The organism is Streptomyces sp. YS-3 (assembly GCF_045257485.1).
Classification (GTDB): Bacteria; Actinomycetota; Actinomycetes; order Streptomycetales; family Streptomycetaceae; genus Streptomyces.
Genome location: NZ_JBJHPC010000078.1, coordinates 1 through 18,693 on the forward strand (window position 1 = coordinate 1; position 18,693 = coordinate 18,693).

The 18,693-nt window shown below is 71.4% G+C and carries 18 protein-coding genes and 1 pseudogene; 18 read left to right on the forward strand and 1 reads right to left on the reverse strand.

The window, feature by feature from the left end; genetic code table 11:
* Positions 1–1,414 (forward strand): signal recognition particle protein (gene ffh / locus ACJA3G_RS10055; protein ID WP_406552562.1); only part of this gene is annotated, 1,414 nt, incomplete at its 5' end.
* A 206-nt stretch (positions 1,415–1,620) separates the two neighbouring features.
* A complete protein-coding gene (gene ftsH, locus ACJA3G_RS10060; RefSeq protein ID WP_406552563.1) occupies positions 1,621–3,537 on the forward strand; it encodes an ATP-dependent zinc metalloprotease FtsH in 1,917 nt (638 codons plus the stop codon).
* Between the two features lie 73 nt (positions 3,538–3,610).
* Here the strand turns inward: ftsH and ACJA3G_RS10065 are convergent, their stop codons facing one another.
* Positions 3,611–4,444: a methyltransferase domain-containing protein gene (locus tag ACJA3G_RS10065; protein WP_406552564.1), complete on the reverse strand. Its 834-nt coding sequence runs from the start codon at positions 4,442–4,444 to the stop codon at positions 3,611–3,613.
* A 167-nt stretch (positions 4,445–4,611) separates the two neighbouring features.
* On the opposite strand from ACJA3G_RS10065, the gene proS reads away from it, so the two are divergent.
* The 16 genes and pseudogenes from proS to dprA all read left to right on the forward strand — a co-directional run bounded on the left by proS (position 4,612) and on the right by dprA (position 18,569).
* A complete protein-coding gene (gene proS, locus ACJA3G_RS10070; protein WP_406552565.1) occupies positions 4,612–6,024 on the forward strand; it encodes a proline--tRNA ligase in 1,413 nt (470 codons plus the stop codon).
* A gap of 260 nt (positions 6,025–6,284) precedes the next feature.
* Positions 6,285–6,878, forward strand: coding sequence for a hypothetical protein (locus ACJA3G_RS10075; protein WP_101390352.1), 594 nt, complete (start codon positions 6,285–6,287; stop codon positions 6,876–6,878).
* Positions 6,879–7,140: 262 nt separating this feature from the next.
* Entirely contained in the window at positions 7,141–7,581 is a 441-nt protein-coding gene (gene rpsP / locus ACJA3G_RS10080) for a 30S ribosomal protein S16 (protein ID WP_358835125.1), read from the forward strand.
* A gap of 2 nt (positions 7,582–7,583) precedes the next feature.
* Positions 7,584–7,823, forward strand: a complete 240-nt coding sequence (locus ACJA3G_RS10085; protein ID WP_406552566.1) for an RNA-binding protein — start codon at positions 7,584–7,586, stop codon at positions 7,821–7,823.
* Between the two features lie 147 nt (positions 7,824–7,970).
* Positions 7,971–8,567 (forward strand): ribosome maturation factor RimM, encoded by a 597-nt coding sequence (rimM, locus tag ACJA3G_RS10090; RefSeq protein ID WP_406552567.1) that lies wholly within the window; start codon positions 7,971–7,973, stop codon positions 8,565–8,567.
* Positions 8,567–9,388, forward strand: a complete 822-nt coding sequence (gene trmD, locus ACJA3G_RS10095) for a tRNA (guanosine(37)-N1)-methyltransferase TrmD (protein WP_406552568.1) — start codon at positions 8,567–8,569, stop codon at positions 9,386–9,388. Before rimM ends, trmD begins: the two co-directional genes overlap by 1 nt.
* A 164-nt stretch (positions 9,389–9,552) precedes the next feature.
* Complete coding sequence (gene rplS / locus ACJA3G_RS10100) at positions 9,553–9,903, forward strand: 50S ribosomal protein L19 (protein WP_358835129.1); 351 nt, start codon at positions 9,553–9,555, stop codon at positions 9,901–9,903.
* Positions 9,904–9,981: 78 nt separating this feature from the next.
* Entirely contained in the window at positions 9,982–10,755 is a 774-nt protein-coding gene (gene lepB, locus ACJA3G_RS10105) for a signal peptidase I (RefSeq protein ID WP_406552569.1), read from the forward strand.
* Between the two features lie 250 nt (positions 10,756–11,005).
* Positions 11,006–12,181 (forward strand): annotated as a pseudogene (gene lepB, locus ACJA3G_RS10110) (signal peptidase I); the annotation flags it as partial.
* Positions 12,075–13,016, forward strand: a complete 942-nt coding sequence (lepB, locus tag ACJA3G_RS10115; RefSeq protein ID WP_406552575.1) for a signal peptidase I — start codon at positions 12,075–12,077, stop codon at positions 13,014–13,016. The pseudogene lepB (ACJA3G_RS10110) and the gene lepB (ACJA3G_RS10115), both read left to right, overlap by 107 nt.
* Positions 13,017–13,108: 92 nt before the next feature.
* The gene (gene lepB, locus ACJA3G_RS10120) at positions 13,109–13,840 is read left to right on the forward strand and encodes a signal peptidase I (protein ID WP_406552570.1); all 732 of its coding nucleotides are present in this window, start codon (positions 13,109–13,111) and stop codon (positions 13,838–13,840) included.
* A complete protein-coding gene (locus ACJA3G_RS10125) occupies positions 13,830–14,384 on the forward strand; it encodes an NUDIX hydrolase (protein ID WP_406552571.1) in 555 nt (184 codons plus the stop codon). Before lepB (ACJA3G_RS10120) ends, ACJA3G_RS10125 begins: the two co-directional genes overlap by 11 nt.
* 56 nt (positions 14,385–14,440) lie before the next feature.
* The gene (locus ACJA3G_RS10130; protein WP_003965949.1) at positions 14,441–14,749 is read left to right on the forward strand and encodes a DUF2469 domain-containing protein; all 309 of its coding nucleotides are present in this window, start codon (positions 14,441–14,443) and stop codon (positions 14,747–14,749) included.
* A 377-nt stretch (positions 14,750–15,126) separates the two neighbouring features.
* On the forward strand, positions 15,127–15,522 hold the full coding sequence (locus ACJA3G_RS10135) for a YraN family protein (RefSeq protein WP_406552572.1): 396 nt from the start codon (positions 15,127–15,129) through the stop codon (positions 15,520–15,522).
* Positions 15,523–17,139 carry a YifB family Mg chelatase-like AAA ATPase gene (locus ACJA3G_RS10140; RefSeq protein WP_406552573.1) on the forward strand — a complete coding sequence of 539 codons (1,617 nt, stop codon included), beginning with the start codon at positions 15,523–15,525 and terminating at the stop codon, positions 17,137–17,139.
* A 260-nt stretch (positions 17,140–17,399) separates the two neighbouring features.
* Positions 17,400–18,569: a DNA-processing protein DprA gene (dprA, locus tag ACJA3G_RS10145; RefSeq protein ID WP_406552574.1), complete on the forward strand. Its 1,170-nt coding sequence runs from the start codon at positions 17,400–17,402 to the stop codon at positions 18,567–18,569.
* Positions 18,570–18,693: the final 124 nt, after the last annotated feature.

Below are 18,693 nucleotides of genomic sequence, written 5' to 3' on the forward strand. Positions count from 1 at the left end.
CGCCCTGCCCGTCGTCCGCGCCTTCATCAAGCAGGTCAAGGAGCGCGCGTCCGGCGCCGAGGTCTCCCAGGCGCTCAACCCCGCCCAGCAGGTCGTCAAGATCGTCAACGAGGAGCTCATCACCATCCTCGGTGGTGAGACCCGCCGGCTGCGGTTCGCCAAGACCGCCCCGACGGTCATCATGCTCGCCGGCCTCCAGGGCGCCGGTAAGACGACGCTCGCCGGAAAGCTCGGCCACTGGCTGAAGGGCCAGGGCCACGCGCCCCTGCTCGTCGCCTGTGACCTCCAGCGGCCGAACGCCGTCAACCAGCTCTCCGTCGTCGCCGAGCGCGCCGGCGTCGCCGTCTACGCTCCCGAGCCCGGCAACGGCGTCGGCGACCCGGTCAAGGTCGCCCAGGACTCCATCGAGTACGCCCGGTCGAAGCAGTACGACGTGGTCGTCGTCGACACCGCCGGCCGCCTCGGCATCGACCAGGAGATGATGCGGCAGGCCGCGGACATCCGCGACGCCGTCAAGCCCGACGAGATCCTTTTCGTCGTCGACGCCATGATCGGCCAGGACGCGGTCAACACCGCCGAGGCGTTCCGCGACGGCGTCGGCTTCGACGGCGTGGTGCTCTCCAAGCTCGACGGCGACGCCCGCGGCGGCGCCGCGCTCTCCATCGCGCACGTCACCGGCAAGCAGATCATGTTCGCCTCCAACGGCGAGAAGCTCGACGACTTCGACGCGTTCCACCCGGACCGCATGGCGTCGCGCATCCTCGACATGGGTGACCTGCTCACCCTGATCGAGCAGGCGGAGAAGACGTTCAGCCAAGAAGAGGCCGAGAAGATGGCCTCCAAGCTGGCGTCGAAGAAGGGCCAGGACTTCACGCTCGACGACTTCCTGGCGCAGATGGAGCAGGTCCGCAAGATGGGCTCCATCTCCAAGCTGCTCGGCATGCTGCCCGGCATGGGGCAGATCAAGGACCAGATCAACAACATCGACGAGCGCGACGTGGACCGTACCGCCGCGATCATCAAGTCGATGACCCCGGGCGAGCGCCACGACCCCACCATCCTCAACGGCTCGCGCCGCGCCCGTATCGCCAAGGGCTCCGGCGTCGAGGTCAGCGCCGTCAAGAACCTCGTCGAGCGGTTCTTCGAGGCCCGCAAGATGATGTCGCGGATGGCCCAGGGCGGCGGCATGCCCGGTATGCCCGGCATGCCGGGCATGGGTGGCGGTCCCGGCCGGCAGAAGAAGCAGCAGAAGCAGGCCAAGGGCAAGCGCAAGAGCGGCAACCCGCTGAAGCGCAAGGCCGAGGAAGAGGCCGCTGCCGCCCGCCGCGAGGCGGGCCCCCAGGCGCTGCCCGGCGCCGCCCAGGTCCCGCAGGACTTCGAACTGCCCGACGCCTTCAAGAAGTTCATGGGCTGACCCGCCCGTACGTCCCGTACGGGCAGGACCCGTCCGTCCTGCTCGTACCTCCTTGTACGGAAGCTCGTACTTCCTTGTAAGGAAGAGAGGGGCCCGCCGCCGTCCGGCCGCGGGCCCCTCTCGCGTTCCCCGTCCCTTCGGCCCACCCGGAATGCCTCGCTCCGCCCGCTCTTCGATAATCGCCGTACCGGCCAGAGGAGAGCAGCGTGCCCAGTCCCGTACCCCCACGCGATCGCACCGACCAGCCGTGGCGCTCCGAGGGCGCGCCCCCGCCGCCCCCGCCGAAGCGCAAGATGCCCGGGGGCTGGGGCAGCCTCATCCTCACCGCGCTCGTCGTCTACCTGATCACCAATCTGATCCTGTCGTTCTTCGACGAGGCGAACGAGCCGACGCTGTCGTACACCGAGTTCAGCAGGCAGGTCGCCGCCGGCAACGTGGAGAAGATCTACGCCAAGGGCGACGCCATCCAGGGGCAGCTCAAGAGCTCCCAGACCGTGCCCGGCGGCAGCGACAAGTACACGAAGTTCACCACCCAGCGGCCCACCTTCGCCGACGACGACCTCTGGGCGCAGCTGACCAGGCAGAAGGTCACCGTCACCGCCCAGCCGGTCGTCGAGCACCGCAGCTTCCTGGCCAACCTGCTCATCTCGCTCGCCCCGATGCTCCTGCTCGTCGTCCTGTGGCTGTTCGTCGCGCGGCGGATGAGCGCGCGGATGGGCGGCGGGATGCTGGGGCGCAAGGCGCCGCCCAAACCGGTCGAACTGACCGAGGACAAACGCACCACGTTCGAGGACGTGGCGGGCATCGACGAGGTCGAGGGCGAACTCAACGACGTCGTGGACTTCCTCAAGAACCCCACCGACTACCGCAAGATGGGCGCCCGCATGCCCGGCGGCGTCCTGCTCGCGGGCCCGCCCGGCACCGGCAAGACCCTGCTGGCGCGGGCCGTCGCGGGCGAGGCGGGGGTGCCGTTCTTCTCCGCCTCGGCGTCGGAGTTCATCGAGATGATCGTGGGCGTGGGCGCCTCACGGGTACGCGAACTGTTCGCCGAGGCACGCAAGGTGGCCCCCGCCATCATCTTCATCGACGAGATCGACACCATCGGACGGGCACGCGGCGCCGGCGCCGGAATGGGCGGCCACGACGAGCGCGAGCAGACGCTCAACCAGATCCTCACCGAGATGGACGGCTTCTCCGGATCCGAGGGTGTCGTCGTCATCGCCGCCACCAACCGGGCCGACGTCCTGGACCCGGCGCTCACCCGGCCCGGCAGATTCGACCGGATCGTGCAGGTCAGCCCGCCCGACCGGGGCGGACGCGAGTCCATCCTGAAGATCCACACCCGGGAGATCCCGATGGCGCGGGACGTGGACCTCGCCCAGCTGGCCCGCACCACCCCCGGCATGACCGGCGCCGAACTCGCCAACCTCGCCAACGAGGCGGCCCTGCTCGCCGTCAAGCGCCGCCAGAGCGAGGTCACCCAGTCGGACCTCTCCGACGCCCTGGAGAAGGTCCAGCTCGGCGCCGAACGGCCGCTGGTGATGCCCGAGGAGGAGCGCCGCCGCACCGCCTACCACGAGAGCGGCCACGCCCTCCTCGGCATGCTCCAGCCCGGCGCCGACCCCGTCCGCAAGATCACCATCGTGCCCCGGGGGCGGGCCCTCGGCGTGACGCTGTCCACCCCGGACGCCGACAAGTACGCGTACACCGAGGACTATCTGCGCGGTCGCATCATCGGCGCCCTCGGCGGCATGGCGGCCGAGCACATCGTCTTCGACGTGGTCACCACCGGCGCCGAGAACGACCTCGAACAGGTCACCAACCTCGCGCGCGGCATGGTCGCCCGGTGGGGCATGAGCAAGAAGATCGGCCCCCTCACCGCCCTGCCCGGCGACTCCCAGCAGGCGTACGGACTCGCCGCCGCCCCCGAGACCCTGGACGCCATCGCCACCGAGATGCGCCGCATCGTCGACGAGTGCTACGCGGAGGCGTGCCGGCTGCTGCGCGAGCACCGCCCCCGGCTGGACGCGCTCGCCGAGGCGCTGCTGAAGAACGAGACGCTGGAGGAGGAGGCCGCCTACCGCGCGGCGGACATCCCGCGCACGGCCAGGGCCGACATCTGAACCCCTCCCGGCCCCGGGTGAACCCTTCCGGGCCTCATGGCGTCCGGGCGACCTCGGGTGAACCCTCCGCGCCTCAGGGCGTCCGGGCGATCAGATAGCGGAACACGTTCGGCATCCACACCGTGCCGTCCTGCCGCAGATAGGGATGCAGCGCCTCCGTCAGCTCCTTCTCGACCTGGACCTGGTCGGTGGCCCTGGCCGCCGCGTCGAACAGGCCCGTCGAGAGCAGCCCGCGCACCGCGCTGTCGATGTCCGCGTAGCCGAAGGGGCACGCCACCCGGCCCGACCCGTCGGGCCGCAGACCGGCCCGCGAGGCCAGGTCCTCCAGATCGTCGCGCAGGCTCGGCCGCCAGCGCGGGGAGTCGGTGAGCCGCGCCGCCACCCGCAGCACGCCCGAGGTCGCACACCGCTCCGGCGGACCCCAGCCCGCCAGCACCACCGCGCCGCCGCGCTCGGCGAGCCCCACCGCGGCCTCCAGCGCCGGCCCGAGGCCGTCCGCGTCGCCCGCCGCACAGCCCACCGGCTCGAACGCCGTCACCAGGTCGTAGCGGGCCGCGGACGGATCGGCGGCGGCCTCCGGGCCGCCCGCCAGGAGGCGGGCCCCGCCGGGCCCCCACACCCCGTCCGGGCGCAGCCGCTCACGGGCCAGCGCGAGCCGCTCCGGCCGGGTGTCGACACCCGTCACGCGCGCGCCGCGCGTGGCCGCCATCAACAGGGCCAGCCCGGAGCCGCAGCCCAGGCCGAGCAGCCGGGTGGCGGCTCCCACCTCCAGCCGCTCGTACACCGCTTCGTAGAGCGGTACCAGCATCCGCTCCTGGATCTCCGCCCAGTCGCGCGCGCGGGCGGACGCCCGCGCGGGCGAGGCCGAGGCCGTGGGGGACTGGTGCCGGACGAGCGTAGGTGTCATGGAAAGCGCCCCAATCCGCGGAAGAGGTCAGCTGTGCGCTGATGGAAAGCCCCCGTACCCGTGCGGTCTCGCTCCCCCCGTATGCCAAAGGGAACTCCGCATCCGCCATCCCGTCCAGAGGGAGGGCGATTCACGTTCGGGGCCGCCGGGCCCGTACCATTCGCGCCATGGCAAAGGCACCCGTTCTCACGCCCCAGGCGGAAGACTTCCCCCGCTGGTACCAGGATCTGATCAACAAGGCCGAGCTCGCGGACAACGGTCCGGTGCGCGGCACCATGGTGATCCGACCGTACGGCTACGGCCTGTGGGAGCGGATGCAGCAGGAGATGGACGCACGCATCAAGGACGCGGGCGCCCAGAACGCGTACTTCCCGCTGTTCATCCCCCAGTCTTACCTGACTCGCGAGGCTGAGCACGTCGAGGGCTTCGCGCCCGAGCTCGCGGTGGTCACGCACGGTGGCGGCAAGGAGCTCGAAGAGCCCGTCGTGGTGCGCCCCACCTCCGAGACGATCATCAACGACTACTTCTCCAAGTGGGTGCAGAGCTACCGCGACCTGCCCCTGCTCATCAACCAGTGGGCCAACGTGGTCCGTTGGGAGATGCGACCGCGCGTCTTCCTCCGTACGAGTGAGTTCCTCTGGCAGGAGGGCCACACCGCGCACGCCTCCTACGAGGACGCCCGCGACTACGCGGCGCGCATCCACAAGGACGTCTACGCGGACTTCATGGTCAACGTCCTGGGCATCGACGTGGTCCTGGGCCGCAAGACCGCCAAGGAGCGGTTCGCCGGCGCCATCAACACCCTCACGCTCGAAGGCATGATGGGCGACGGCAAGGCCCTCCAGATGGGCACCAGCCACGAGCTCGGCACCAACTTCGCCAAGGCCTTCAACACCCAGTACCTGTCCAAGGACGGCAAGCAGGAGTTGGTCTGGCAGACCTCGTGGGGCGTCTCCACCCGCATGGTCGGCGGTCTGATCATGTCCCACGGCGACGACAACGGCCTGCGGGTGCCGCCGCGCCTGGCGCACGTCCAGGTCGTCGTCATGGCGATCAAGGGTGACGAGGCCGTCGCCAAGGTCCGCGAGATCGGCGCCCGCCTCAAGGCGCTGGGCATCCGCGTCCAGGTCGACGACCGCGTGGACACCCCCTTCGGCCGCCGCGCGGTCGACTGGGAGCTCAAGGGCGTGCCCGTACGTGTGGAGATCGGCCCGCGCGACCTGGAGGCCGGCACCGCGATGCTCGCCCGCCGCATCCCCGGCGGCAAGGAGCCCGTCTCCATCGACGCGCTCGGCGAACTGCTGCCCAAGGTCCTGGAGGAGGACCAGGCACAGCTCCTGCGCGAGTCCCGCGAGCGCCGCGAGTCCCGGACGAGCGACGTGAACACCCTCGAAGAGGCCGCCGAGGCCGCCACGGCGGGCGGCTGGGCACGTATCCCGTGGGCCACGCTCGGCACCGAGGGCGAGGCCAAGCTCGCCGAGCAGGCCGTGTCCGTACGGTGTCTGGTCGCCGAGGACGGGTCGGTCCCCGACACCGACGACGCACCCGGTACCGTCGCCATCGTCGCCCGCTCCTACTGAGCGGCCCGCGGCCTGTTCCGGTCGACCGAAAACGCCTCTTGCGTACCGGCCGAATCCTGGAATCCCGGCGCGTGGACATCATCTACGCGCCGGGGCGTACGCGCCGCTACGTACTACCTTGGTGCGAGCTGTGAGGCTTCTCCGCAGATCAGCGCACCCGCCCTCGTCCGGACGCATCAACGGCAACTGACGGGTACGTGCAAATTATTTGGGATGCCCCGGAATAGGAACACCGGGGCACTCCGGCTCGTTGTCACGACGTGAGCACGACACCACCTGTTCTCGCCGCAGAGCTGGCGCAGGCGTGGGCCGACATTCAGCGGTACCACCCCGAGCTGCCTGACCTTGCCGCGCCCGAGTCCCTGATCGGAGAGTCGTCGTCCGCCTGCGGCGCCGAACTCTCCTTCGAGCGACTGCTCCACGAAGCAGTCCACGGCATTGCCGCCGCCCGGGGTGTCCGCGACACATCCCGGGCCGGGCGGTACCACAACCGCAGATTCCTGGCCATCGCCGAGGAACTCGGCCTCGACCATCCAGAGGAACCGCACCCCAGCAGCGGCTTCTCCCTGGTCGCGCTGAACCCCGAGGCGAGGCGCCGCTACCGGCCGACCATCGAGCGGCTGCAGCGGGCCCTCAAGGCGCACACCGTGGCCACCGCCGCCGACACCAAGCGCTCCTTCCGGGGCCCGGCGGCACGGCACGGCTCCTCGGGCGGCGGCGTCCGCGTCAAGGCCGTCTGCGACTGCGGTCGCAATGTGCGCGTCGTCCCCTCCGTGCTCGCCCAGGCGCCGATCGTCTGCGGCGGCTGCGGCAAGCCCTTCCGTATCCCCGAGGTCGTGGCCGCGGCGAGCTGATCCCGGACCGGCCGCCCGACGGGGGCGGCGCGGGCCGGGGGACGCGGACACACACGGATGTGCCGCTGTGCCGCCCGGGGGTGCCCCACGGACCCCCGGCGTGCCCGGCGCCGGCATGTGGCACAATGGCTAGCTGTACTCGACAGCCGCACAGGAACCCTCTCGCCTCCGGCTGACGCGTCCATCGGGCACTTTGAGTACCGCAACCCCACGTGGCATCCCGTTGTGCCCAACCACGTCAAGACCAGGAGACACCACTCCAGTGGCAGTCAAGATCAAGCTCAAGCGCCTCGGCAAGATTCGCCAGCCGCACTACCGCATCGTCGTCGCCGACGCCCGCACCCGCCGTGACGGTCGCGCGATCGAAGAGATCGGTATCTACCACCCGACGTACAACCCGTCGCGCATCGAGGTCAACGCCGAGCGTGCGCAGTACTGGCTGTCCGTCGGCGCCCAGCCCACCGAGGCTGTGCTCGCCATCCTGAAGCTCACCGGTGACTGGCAGGCGCACAAGGGCCTCCCGGCCCCCGCGCCGCTGCTGCAGCCGGAGACGAAGGAGAGCAAGCGCCGCTCCTTCGACGAGTTCGCCAAGGCTCTCGAGGGCGACGACACCAAGGGTGAGGCCATCACCCCCAAGGCCAAGAAGGCTGACAAGAAGGCGGACGAGGCTCCGGCCGACGCCGCCGAGTCGACCGAGGCCTGAGCATGCTCGAGGAGGCTCTTGAGCACCTCGTGAAGGGCATCGTCGACAACCCCGACGACGTGCAGGTCGCCTCGCGCACCCTGCGCAAGGGGCGCGTGCTGGAGGTCCGGGTCCACCCCGACGACCTCGGCAAGGTGATCGGCCGCAACGGCCGCACCGCCCGCGCCCTGCGGACCGTCGTGGGCGCCATCGGTGGCCGTGGAATCCGCGTCGACCTCGTCGACGTGGACCAGGTCCACTGACAAAGTTGGTTGTTTTACCAGATGCGCCGGCTCGGGCCGGGGAGGGCCACCGTGCCCTCCCCGGCCCGCAGTCGTCTGTACAGCCGTAGTCCCCCAGGGCTGAAGTCACCGGAACACCGTAGGCATCCGACAGGAAAGTTGAACGACGTGCAGCTGGTAGTCGCGCGGATCGGCCGCGCCCACGGCATCAAGGGCGAGGTCACCGTCGAGGTCCGCACCGACGAGCCGGAGCTGCGGCTCGCCCCCGGCGCCGTCCTGGCCACCGACCCGGCCTCCACCGGACCGCTCACCATCGAGACCGGCCGCGTCCACAGTGGTCGCCTGCTGCTGCGCTTCGAGGGCGTACGCGACCGGACCGCCGCCGAGGCCCTGCGCAACACGCTGCTCATCGCCGACGTCGACCCCGAAGAGCGCCCCGACGAGGACGACGAGTACTACGACCACCAGCTCATCGACCTCGACGTGGTCCTCACCGACGGCACCGAGGTCGGCCGGATCACCGAGATCTCGCATCTGCCGTCCCAGGACCTGTTCATCGTGGAGCGGCCCGACGGCACCGAGGTCATGATCCCGTTCGTCGGGGAGATCGTCACCGAGATCGACCTAGAGGAGCAGCGCGCGGTCATCGACCCGCCGCCCGGTCTGATCGACGACCGCGCCGAGATCGCCTCCGCCCGCGACGAGGCCGACGCGACCGGGGATGACGAGACCGACGGGGACGACACCGACGGGGCCCGCGGCTGATGCGGCTCGACGTCGTCACCATCTTCCCCGAGTACCTGGAGCCGCTGAACGTCTCCCTCGTCGGCAAGGCACGCGCGCGTGGACAGCTCGACGTCCACGTACACGACCTGCGGGAGTGGACCTACGACCGGCACAACACGGTCGACGACACCCCCTACGGCGGCGGCCCCGGCATGGTCATGAAGACCGAGCCCTGGGGCGCCTGCCTCGACGACGCCCTGGCCGACGGCTACGAGGCTGGGGCGCACGGCCCCGTCATGGTCGTCCCCACCCCCAGCGGACGGCCCTTCACCCAGGAACTCGCCGTCGAGCTCTCCCGCAAACCGTGGCTGATCTTCACGCCCGCGCGCTACGAGGGCATCGACCGCCGCGTCATGGACGAGTACGCCACCCGCATCCCGGTGTACGAGGTGTCCATCGGCGACTACGTCCTCGCGGGCGGGGAGGCTGCCGTCCTGGTGGTCACCGAGGCCGTGGCCCGGCTGCTGCCCGGTGTCCTCGGCAACGCCGAGTCCCACCGCGACGACTCCTTCGCCCCCGGCGCCATGGCCAACCTCCTCGAAGGCCCGGTCTACACCAAGCCCCCCGAGTGGCGCGGACGCGGCATCCCCGACGTCCTGCTCAGCGGACACCACGGGAAGATCGCCCGCTGGCGCCGGGACGAGGCCTTCCGCCGCACCGCCGAGAACCGGCCCGACCTGATCGAGCGCTGCGACCCCTCCGCCTTCGACAAGAAGGACCGCGAGGTGCTGTCCATCCTCGGCTGGGCACCCGAGCCCGGCGGCCGATTTTGGCGCAGGCCGCAGGACGTGGAAGAATAAGCCGCTGCTGTACGCCCGGCCCATGCCCCTGCCACAGGGGGAAGGGCAAAGCGTTCCCCGCGCACGCGGGAGTCGCCCCACGGCGGTCCGGCCGCGGACAGCACCTCGAACCCCATCACGAATTCCGTCGATGACCTGTGGCATCGGCGAGGAAGCAGAAGAACATGGCCAGCCTGCTCGACTCCGTCAACGCCGCGACGCTGCGCAGCGACGTCCCGGCCTTCCGCCCGGGTGACACCGTCAACGTCCACGTCCGCGTGATCGAGGGCAACCGCTCCCGTATCCAGCAGTTCAAGGGCGTTGTCATCCGCCGCCAGGGCGCCGGCGTCTCCGAGACCTTCACGGTCCGCAAGGTCTCCTTCTCCGTCGGCGTCGAGCGCACCTTCCCGGTGAACTCCCCGATCTTCGAGAAGATCGAGCTCGTCACCCGCGGTGACGTCCGCCGCGCGAAGCTGTACTACCTGCGCGAGCTCCGCGGCAAGGCCGCGAAGATCAAGGAGAAGCGCGACAACTGAGCTCCGGCTCGGCGGTGAGCCACGGCTCACCACGCGCGCGTACGGGTCCACAGGACGGGCGGATAGGCTCAGCCCCCGATGGACACCGAAGCACAGCACACGGAGCGCGACCTCCCCTCCACCCCTCAGCCGGGGCCGGAGCGGAGGTCGCGCTCCGCGCGTTTTCCCGCCCTCACCGGCCACCTGGAAGGGCCCTGGCGCAAGAGCGCCGCCCTGGCCGCGGCATGCCTGCTCTTCGTGCTGCTGCTCAGCCACTTCGTCATGCAGCCCTTCCTGATCCCCAGCGGCTCCATGGAGCCCACCCTGAAGGTGGGCGACCGGGTCATGGTCAACAAGCTGGCGTACCGCTTCGGGAGCCGCCCGGCCCGCGGTGACGTCGTCGTCTTCGACGGCCGCGGCTCCTTCACGGACGAGCCGCCCGAGGGGAACCCGGTGGGCAGGGCCCTTCGTTCAGCTGTCGCGGCCCTCGGCCTGAGGGAGCCGGCCGGGAACGTGTACGTGAAGCGGGTCGTCGGAGTGGGCGGCGACCGGGTCGTGTGCTGTGACAAGGGCGGGAGGGTCCAGGTGAACGGGACACCGGTGACCGAGGAGTACGTGCACCCGGGCGACGCCCCCTCCCAGGTGCCGTTCGACATCGTGGTGCCCGACGGCACCCTCTTCGTCCTGGGCGACCACCGCTCGCGCTCCAGCGACTCCCGGGACCACCTGGGCTCGCCGGGCGGCGGCATGGTGCCGGTGGACCACGTGGTGGGGCGGGCCGACTGGATCGGCTGGCCGCTCGGCCGCTGGTCCGGGGTCGACGGCTCCGGCGCCTTCGCGCGCGTGCCCGCACCGGGCGGCGCCCATGGGTAGCCGCGGACGCCCCCGCTCGGCACCCCGGCCGGCGGACGAGCCGCTGCCCACGGGCACGCGGCCGACCTCCCGCGCCGGGACGCGGGGAGCCAGGGGCACCAGAGGGCGCGGTGACCGGCCGGAAACGGCCCGCCGCGACACGGCGCCCGGCGAGGCCGGTACCGGCCCGCTCGGCGACTCCTACGCCGCCTCGGGGCAGCCGGCGGCGTACGCGCCGGGCTCCGCGGATCTCTCCGGGCCCGCCGACCTCATGGAGCCCGCCCCGCCCACCGCCGAGGCCGCGCCCGCGCGCCCCGCGCAACGCGAGGGTGACGCCGCGACTTCGCCCGCGCCCGCGCGTCCGCCGGGCCGCCGGGCCCAGCAGGGCCGGGCCGACCGGCGCAGGCTCGCCCGCAAGGTGAAGCGGCGCAGGCGCAGATCCGCGGTCAAGGAGATACCCCTGCTCGTCGGGGTGGCGGTGCTCATCGCCCTCGTACTGAAGACGTTCCTCGTCCAGGCCTTCGTGATCCCGTCCGGGTCCATGCAGGAGACGATCACCATCGGCGACCGGGTGCTCGTCGACAAGCTCACGCCCTGGTTCGGCTCCAGGCCGCAGCGCGGCGACGTGGTGGTCTTCAAGGACCCCGGCGGCTGGCTGAAGGACGAGAAGAAGACCACCGGCGGCGGCGACCCGGTCGTCGTCAAGCAGGTCAAACAGGCCCTCACCTTCATCGGCCTGCTGCCCTCCGACAACGAGCAGGACCTGATCAAACGGGTCGTCGCGGTCGGCGGAGACACCGTGAAGTGCTGTGACGGCAGCGGCAGGGTCATGGTCAACGGCAGACCCCTGGACGAGCCGTATGTGCACCCCGGCAACCCGCCCTCGGAGATCACCTTCGAGGTGAAGGTGCCCGAGGGGCGGCTCTTCATGATGGGCGACCACCGCTCGAATTCGGCCGATTCCCGCTTCCACCTCGACGAGCCTTACCACGGCACCGTCTCCGAGGGCGGGGTCATCGGGCGGGCCGTCCTGATCGGCTGGCCCTTCGACCACTGGCGGTGGCTGGAGGAACCCGGGACATTCGGCTCGGTGCCGGACGCGCCCGGCAGGTCGGACACCGCACTCGGCGCGTCGCATAGGGTGTCCTCCCGGGATCCGGCTGCGGATCCCGGCAGATCATATGAAGTGGCAGTACATACCTCGATATCGGATGACCCGAAATCGAACGATGCGATCCGGCTCCCGAGCCCTGCGGAACTCCCGCTCGTTATGGGAGTGGTGGGCCTGCGTCTGGCACGGCGCGGGCGGTGGCACGGAGTGAGGAGTGGATGTGGGGGATTTGGCGGTCGGCGCACGATCCGGACACGACGAGCCCGAGGAGCGGCCGGACGGGCCCGCCGACTCTCCCGCACAGGCCCGGGCGGGCGATGGCGGTGGCGGCACCGCCGACGGCGGCCCGGGAGGTGACGGCGAGCCGGGCGGCGGCCCGGCCCCCAGGAAGCAGCGCTCCTTCTGGAAGGAGCTGCCGCTGCTCATCGGCATCGCACTGATCCTCGCGCTGCTGATCAAGACGTTCCTGGTGCAGGCCTTCTCGATCCCCTCGGACTCGATGCAGGACACGCTCCAGCGCGGCGACCGGGTCCTGGTGGACAAGCTGACGCCGTGGTTCGGCTCCACGCCCGAGCGCGGCGAGGTCGTCGTCTTCCACGACCCGGGCGGCTGGCTGGAGGACCAGAAGCCGGCCGAGCCCAACGTGGCGCAGAAGTTCCTCAGCTTCATCGGCCTGATGCCGTCCGCCGAGGAGAAGGACCTGATCAAGCGGGTCATCGCGACCGGCGGCGACACCGTGGAGTGCAAGAAGGGCGGCCCGGTCAAGGTCAACGGCAAGGCCCTGAACGAGCCGTACATCTACCCCGGCGACAGCGCCTGCGACGACATGCCGTTCGGCCCGATCAAGGTCCCCAAGGGCCGGATCTGGGTGATGGGCGACCACCGGCAGAACTCCCTGGACTCCCGCTACCACCAGGAGCTGCCCGGCGGCGGCACGGTCTCCGACAACGAGGTCGTCGGCCGCGCCTTCACCATCGCCTGGCCGCTCAACCGCATCGACTGGCTCGGCATCCCGGGCACCTTCGACCAGAAGGGCCTCAACGGCATGGCCGCGACGGCCCCGGTGGCCGCGGGGCTCGCGGGCGCGGTGCCGCTCGTGCTGTGGCGCCGGCGCCGGCTCACCCGCCCGAGTGACGCGATCGAGGACGCCGGCCTCACCCGAGAGGGCTGACCGCGCGGGATACCGCCGGGTAGGGTGCCGTCCCAGATCGTCGATCTCCGGAGCACGCGCAGGACGCGGGCGACCGGGGGAGGAGCACTGGGATGAGCGGAACAGGACGCAACGACGACGGCCGCGGCCGTGGTCTCGGCAATCTGCTGTCGGGACTGGCCGTGGCCGTCGGCTGTGTGCTCTTCCTCGGCGGGTTCGCCTGGGGCGCCGTGGAGTACAAGCCGTACACGGTGCCGACCCAGTCCATGAATCCGACGGTCAAGGCGGGCGACCGGGTCCTCGCCCAGCGCATCGACGGCGCCGACGTGAAGCGCGGCGACGTGGTGATCTTCAAGGACAAGGCCTGGGGCAACGTCCCCATGGTCAAGCGGGTCGTCGGCATAGGCGGCGACACCGTCAAGTGCTGCGACCGGGGCGGCAAGCTCACCGTCAACGGCCGTGAGATCGACGAACCGTATCTGCACAACACGGCTCCCTCCACGACCAGGTTCAGCGCCACCGTCCCCAAGGACCAGCTCTTCCTCCTCGGCGACGAACGCGACGTCTCCCTGGACTCCCGGATGCACCTGGAGGACGCGGCCAACGGCTCCGTGCCGCGCTCGGCCGTCAGCGCGCGCGTGGACGCCGTGGCCTGGCCGCTGGACGGCATGCTGGAGCGCCCGACGGGCTTCAGGGCCCTCCCGGGCGGCATCTCCCAGCCCGGCCCGCTGACACTGGTCGTGGGCGCGGTGATCGCCGGAGCCGTACTGATCGTGGTGGGCGCCGCGTACGGGCCACTGGCACGGCGGTTCGGGCGGCGCGGGGCGGCGGCCGGTGCCCGCTGAGACGGGCGGCCCCGGCCGGCCGCGGGGGCGGGGCGAGGCGCCGGAGGAGTTCCGCAGGGTCGCCCGGGTCGTCCTGCTCGATCCGCAGGACCGCATCCTGCTGATCCACGGACACGAACCGGACGACCCCGCCGACACCTGGTGGTTCACCCCGGGCGGCGGCCTGGAGGGCGACGAGACCCGGGAAGAGGCCGCGCTGCGCGAACTCGCCGAGGAGACCGGGATCACCGATGTGCGACTCGGACCCGTGCTGTGGCGCCGGAAGTGCTCGTTCCCCTTCGACGGCCGCCGCTGGAACCAGGACGAGTGGTACTTCCTCGCCCGTACCACCCGTACCACCCGTACCACCCCGGCCGAGGCCGCGCCGACCAACCTCACCGAGCTGGAACGACGCAGTACCACGGGGCTGAGGTGGTGGACCTCCACCGAACTGTCGGCGGCCCGTGAGACGGTGTACCCGACCAGACTCGCCGAGCTGCTGCGCACGCTGCTCGACGAGGGTCCTCCGCATGTGCCGGTGGTCCTGGCTCCGGAAATCGTCTAGGGGCCCGGGGGGCTGACGCACAATAGGGGGACCGCACGGCTGAAGGGGAACATGCCATGAGCGCCGAGGACCTCGAAAAGTACGAGACCGAGATGGAGCTGAAGCTCTACCGGGAGTACCGCGACGTCGTCGGTCTGTTCAAATATGTGATCGAGACCGAGCGGCGTTTCTACCTCACCAACGACTACGAGATGCAGGTGCACTCGGTCCAGGGTGAGGTTTTCTTCGAGGTGTCGATGGCCGATGCCTGGGTGTGGGACATGTACAGGCCGGCTCGCTTCGTCAAGCAGGTGCGTGTTCTGACGTTCAAGGACGTGAACATCGAGGAGCTCAATAAGAGCGATTTGGAGCTTCCGGGGGGCTGAGGGGGGGCTGAGCGTCTGGTCAGGCTGAGCGCCCGAGTGACTTGAGCAGCCGACTGGTCGGCTCGGTCGGCCTGCGCGGCCCGGCTCTCTCGGCCAGGTCGGTCTGCATGGCCGGGACGCGGTGCGTGGCTCGGGGTCTGCTCGCCCCTGAGCGGGTGTGCTCGCATGGGCAGCCTGATTCCGGCGTGGGCATGACGCTCGCCTGCCTGCCACTGGTCGGGGGGGACTGCCTGTCCGCCGGTCTGGCCGGTACGTCGATCCGACGGTCCCGCTGTGCCATCGGTGTCAACGGATCGCGGAGGGTCCACCTTCCGGGTGGCCGGGTTATCCACAACGGCCCGGCTGTCCACCAAGATCCACAAGGTGGCGGCTGGTGCGTGACAGTCGGTGCCGGAGGTGGTGCCGAGATGAACGCACGAGGAGCGCTCGGACAGTACGGCGAAGACGTGGCGGCCCGACTGCTGGCCGACGCCGGAATGACCGTGGTCGCCCGCAACTGGCGGAGCGGCCGGACCGGAGAGATCGACATCGTCGCCCGCGACGGCGACGTACTGGTGGTCTGCGAGGTCAAGACCCGCAGAGCGGGCGGCCCGTTCGAACACCCCATGGCGGCCGTCACCCCCGCCAAGGCCGAGCGGCTCAGGCACCTCGCCGAGCGATGGCTCGCCGACCACGGAGGACCACCGCACGGCGGCGTCCGCATCGACCTCGTCGGTGTCGTCCTGCCCCGCCGCGGCGCGCCCCGCGCCGAGCACGTCCGGGGGGTGGCGTAGATGGGATTCGCCCGCACCTGCTCCGTGGCGCTCGTCGGCGTCGAGGGCGTCGTCGTCGAAGTCCAGGCCGACCTGGAACCCGGCGTCGCCGCCTTCACCCTCGTAGGCCTGCCCGACAAGAGCCTCAGCGAAAGCCGCGACCGCGTCCGGGCCGCCGTCGTCAACTCCGGCGGCGACTGGCCCCAGAAGAAACTCACCGTCGGCCTCAGCCCCGCCTCCGTCCCCAAGAGCGGCAGCGGATTCGACCTGGCCGTCGCCTGCGCCGTCCTGGGCGCCGCCGAACGCATCGACCCCAGAGAACTCGCCGACCTCGTCATGATCGGCGAACTCGGACTCGACGGCCGGGTCCGCCCCGTCCGGGGCATCCTGCCCGCCGTCCTCGCCGCCGCCGAAGCCGGATACGAGCAGGTGGTCGTCCCCGAACAGACCGCCGCCGAAGCATCCCTCGTCCCCGGCATCTCCGTCCTCGGCGTCCGCAGCCTGCGCCAGCTCATCGCCGTCCTCACCGACGAACCCGTCCCCCAGGAGGAACCCGACCAGCAGGGCCGACCCGACGCCATGCTCGCCGGACTGGTCGTCCCCGGCGCCGGAGTCGGCACCGGCCTGTCCATCGACGCCGACACCAGCCCGCCCGACCTCGCCGACGTCGCCGGCCAGCGCACCGCCCGCACCGCCCTGGAAGTAGCCGCCGCCGGCGGCCACCACCTGCTGCTGTACGGACCGCCGGGCGCCGGCAAGACCATGCTGGCCGAACGGCTCCCCGGCATCCTGCCGCCGCTCACCCGACAGGAGTCCCTCGAAGTCACCGCGATCCACTCGGTCGCCGGAATCCTGCCCCCCGGCAAACCCCTCGTCCACAAAGCCCCCTACTGCGCACCCCACCACTCGGCGACCATGCAGTCCCTCGTCGGCGGAGGCAACGGCCTGCCACGACCCGGCGCCGTATCCCTCGCCCACCGGGGCGTCCTGTTCCTCGACGAAGCCCCCGAGTTCACCGGCAAGGCCCTCGACTCACTGCGCCAGCCCCTGGAGGCCGGACACGTCGTCGTGGCCCGCAGCGCCGGCGTCGTCCGCCTCCCCGCCCGCTTCCTCATGGTCCTCGCCGCCAACCCCTGTCCCTGCGGCCGGCACACCCTCCACGGCGCCGGCTGCGAATGCCCTCCGTCCGTCATCCGCCGCTACCAGGCCAGGCTCTCCGGCCCGCTCCTCGACCGCGTCGACCTGCGCGTCGAAGCCGAACCCGTCCGGCGCGAGGACCTCCTCGCCCAGGGCGGACGCGGCGAATCCAGCGCACAGGTCGCCGAACGCGTCCTGACCGCCCGGGAACGTGCCGCCGCCCGACTCCAAGGCACCCCTTGGACCACCAACAGCGAAGTCCCCGGCCACGAACTGCGCACCCGCTGGGTCACAGCCCCCGGCGCCCTCGCCGCGGCCGAACGGGACATGGAACGCGGCCTGCTGACCGCCCGAGGCCTCGACCGCGTCCTGCGCGTCGCCTGGACCCTCGCCGACCTCTGCGGCGACGACCGCCCCGACGAAAACCACATCGGCCTCGCCCTGGAACTCAGAACAGGCATCTCCCGGGGCGCGCCGCTGCCCGTGGGAGGTGCGGGGTGAGCGGGGTGAGCGGGGGAGCACCGGGCACCGGCGAGACGGTCGGCTCCGGAGATGCGCTCGGCGCGACCGAGGGCGGTCATGCGTCCGGTCGCCCGGCGTCGAGCCGTCAGGTGTCGGGCCGTCCGGCGTCCAGCGGTCAGGTGTCGGGCGGCCCGGCGTCGAGCCGTCAGGCATCGGACCGTCCGGCGTCGAAGGGTCATGCGTCAGGCGCCCCGGCGTCGAACGGTCATGCGTCAGGCCGCCCGGCGTCCAGCGGTGAGGTGTCGGGCAACCCAACCGGCGACCCCGAACGGCTGGCGCGGGCGGCGCTGACCAGGGTCATCGAGCCGGGGGACGAGCGGGCCGGCCGTTGGCTGCGCACATACGGGGCCGTGGGCCTGCTACAACGCCTCACCGCCCCCGAGGACCCCGACGACCCACTCACCGGAGTCAGCGCCGCACGGCTCGCCGGATACCGCAGACGAGCTGCGGACGCCGACCCCCAGCGGGACCTGGCCACGCTTGCCACGCTCGGCGGCCGGTTCATCTGCCCCGGCGACCACGAATGGCCCGCCCAGCTCGACGACCTGGGCGACGGCCGCCCCATCGGCCTCTGGCTCCGCGGCCCCGCCGACCTGCGGCTCTGGGCACTGAAATCCGTCGCCGTGGTCGGCGCACGGGCCTGTACCCCCTACGGCGCCCACATGGGCGCCACCCTCGGCGCCGGACTCGCCGAAAAAGGCTGGGTAGTGGTCTCCGGCGCCGCCGCCGGCGTGGACGGCGCCGCCCACCGCGGCGCCCTCGCCGCAGGCGGCGCCACCATCGCCGTCCTCGCCAGCGGAGTCGACGTCGTCTACCCCCGCGCCCACACCGAGTTGATCGGCCGCATCGCCGAACAGGGCGTCCTGGTAGCCGAGTTGCCACCCGGCGACCACCCCACCCCCAGCCGGTTCGTCCTCCGCAACCGCGTCATCGCCGCTCTCACCCGGGGGACCGTCGTGGTCGAGGCCGAATACCGCAGCGGCTCCCTCGTCACCGCACGCAACGCCCAACGACTCGGCCGCCACACCATAGGGGTACCCGGCCCCGCCACCAGCGGACTCTCCGCCGGAGTCCACGAACTGCTGCGCGGCGAAGCCGCACTCGTCACCGACGCCGCCGAAATCATCGAACTCGTGGGGGACATGGGCGACCTAGCCCCGGTCCGCCGGGGCCCCGTCCTGCCCCGGGACCTCCTCGCCCCCGGCACCGCACGCGTACTCGACGCACTGCCCGCCCGCGGCAACCTCGCCGTACGCGACATCGCCCGTGAGGCTGCAACGACTCCGGAGGAAGCCCTCGGCAGGCTGTACGAACTCCACTCCCTCGGGTTCGTGGAACGTGAAGGAGACGACTGGCGGTTGACCACAACCCCGCTCCCCACCCCGAGCACCCGGCGAGGCGGTGCTTGACCTGGGGCATTCGGGTGAAAAGGTAAGGCCAATGACCACCGAGGGCCGCACGCCACCGCTTTCGGGACCGACGCGACCGGCGACGGCCCCCACCCCCACGCGCGCCCGTCCGCCCGTCCCGGAC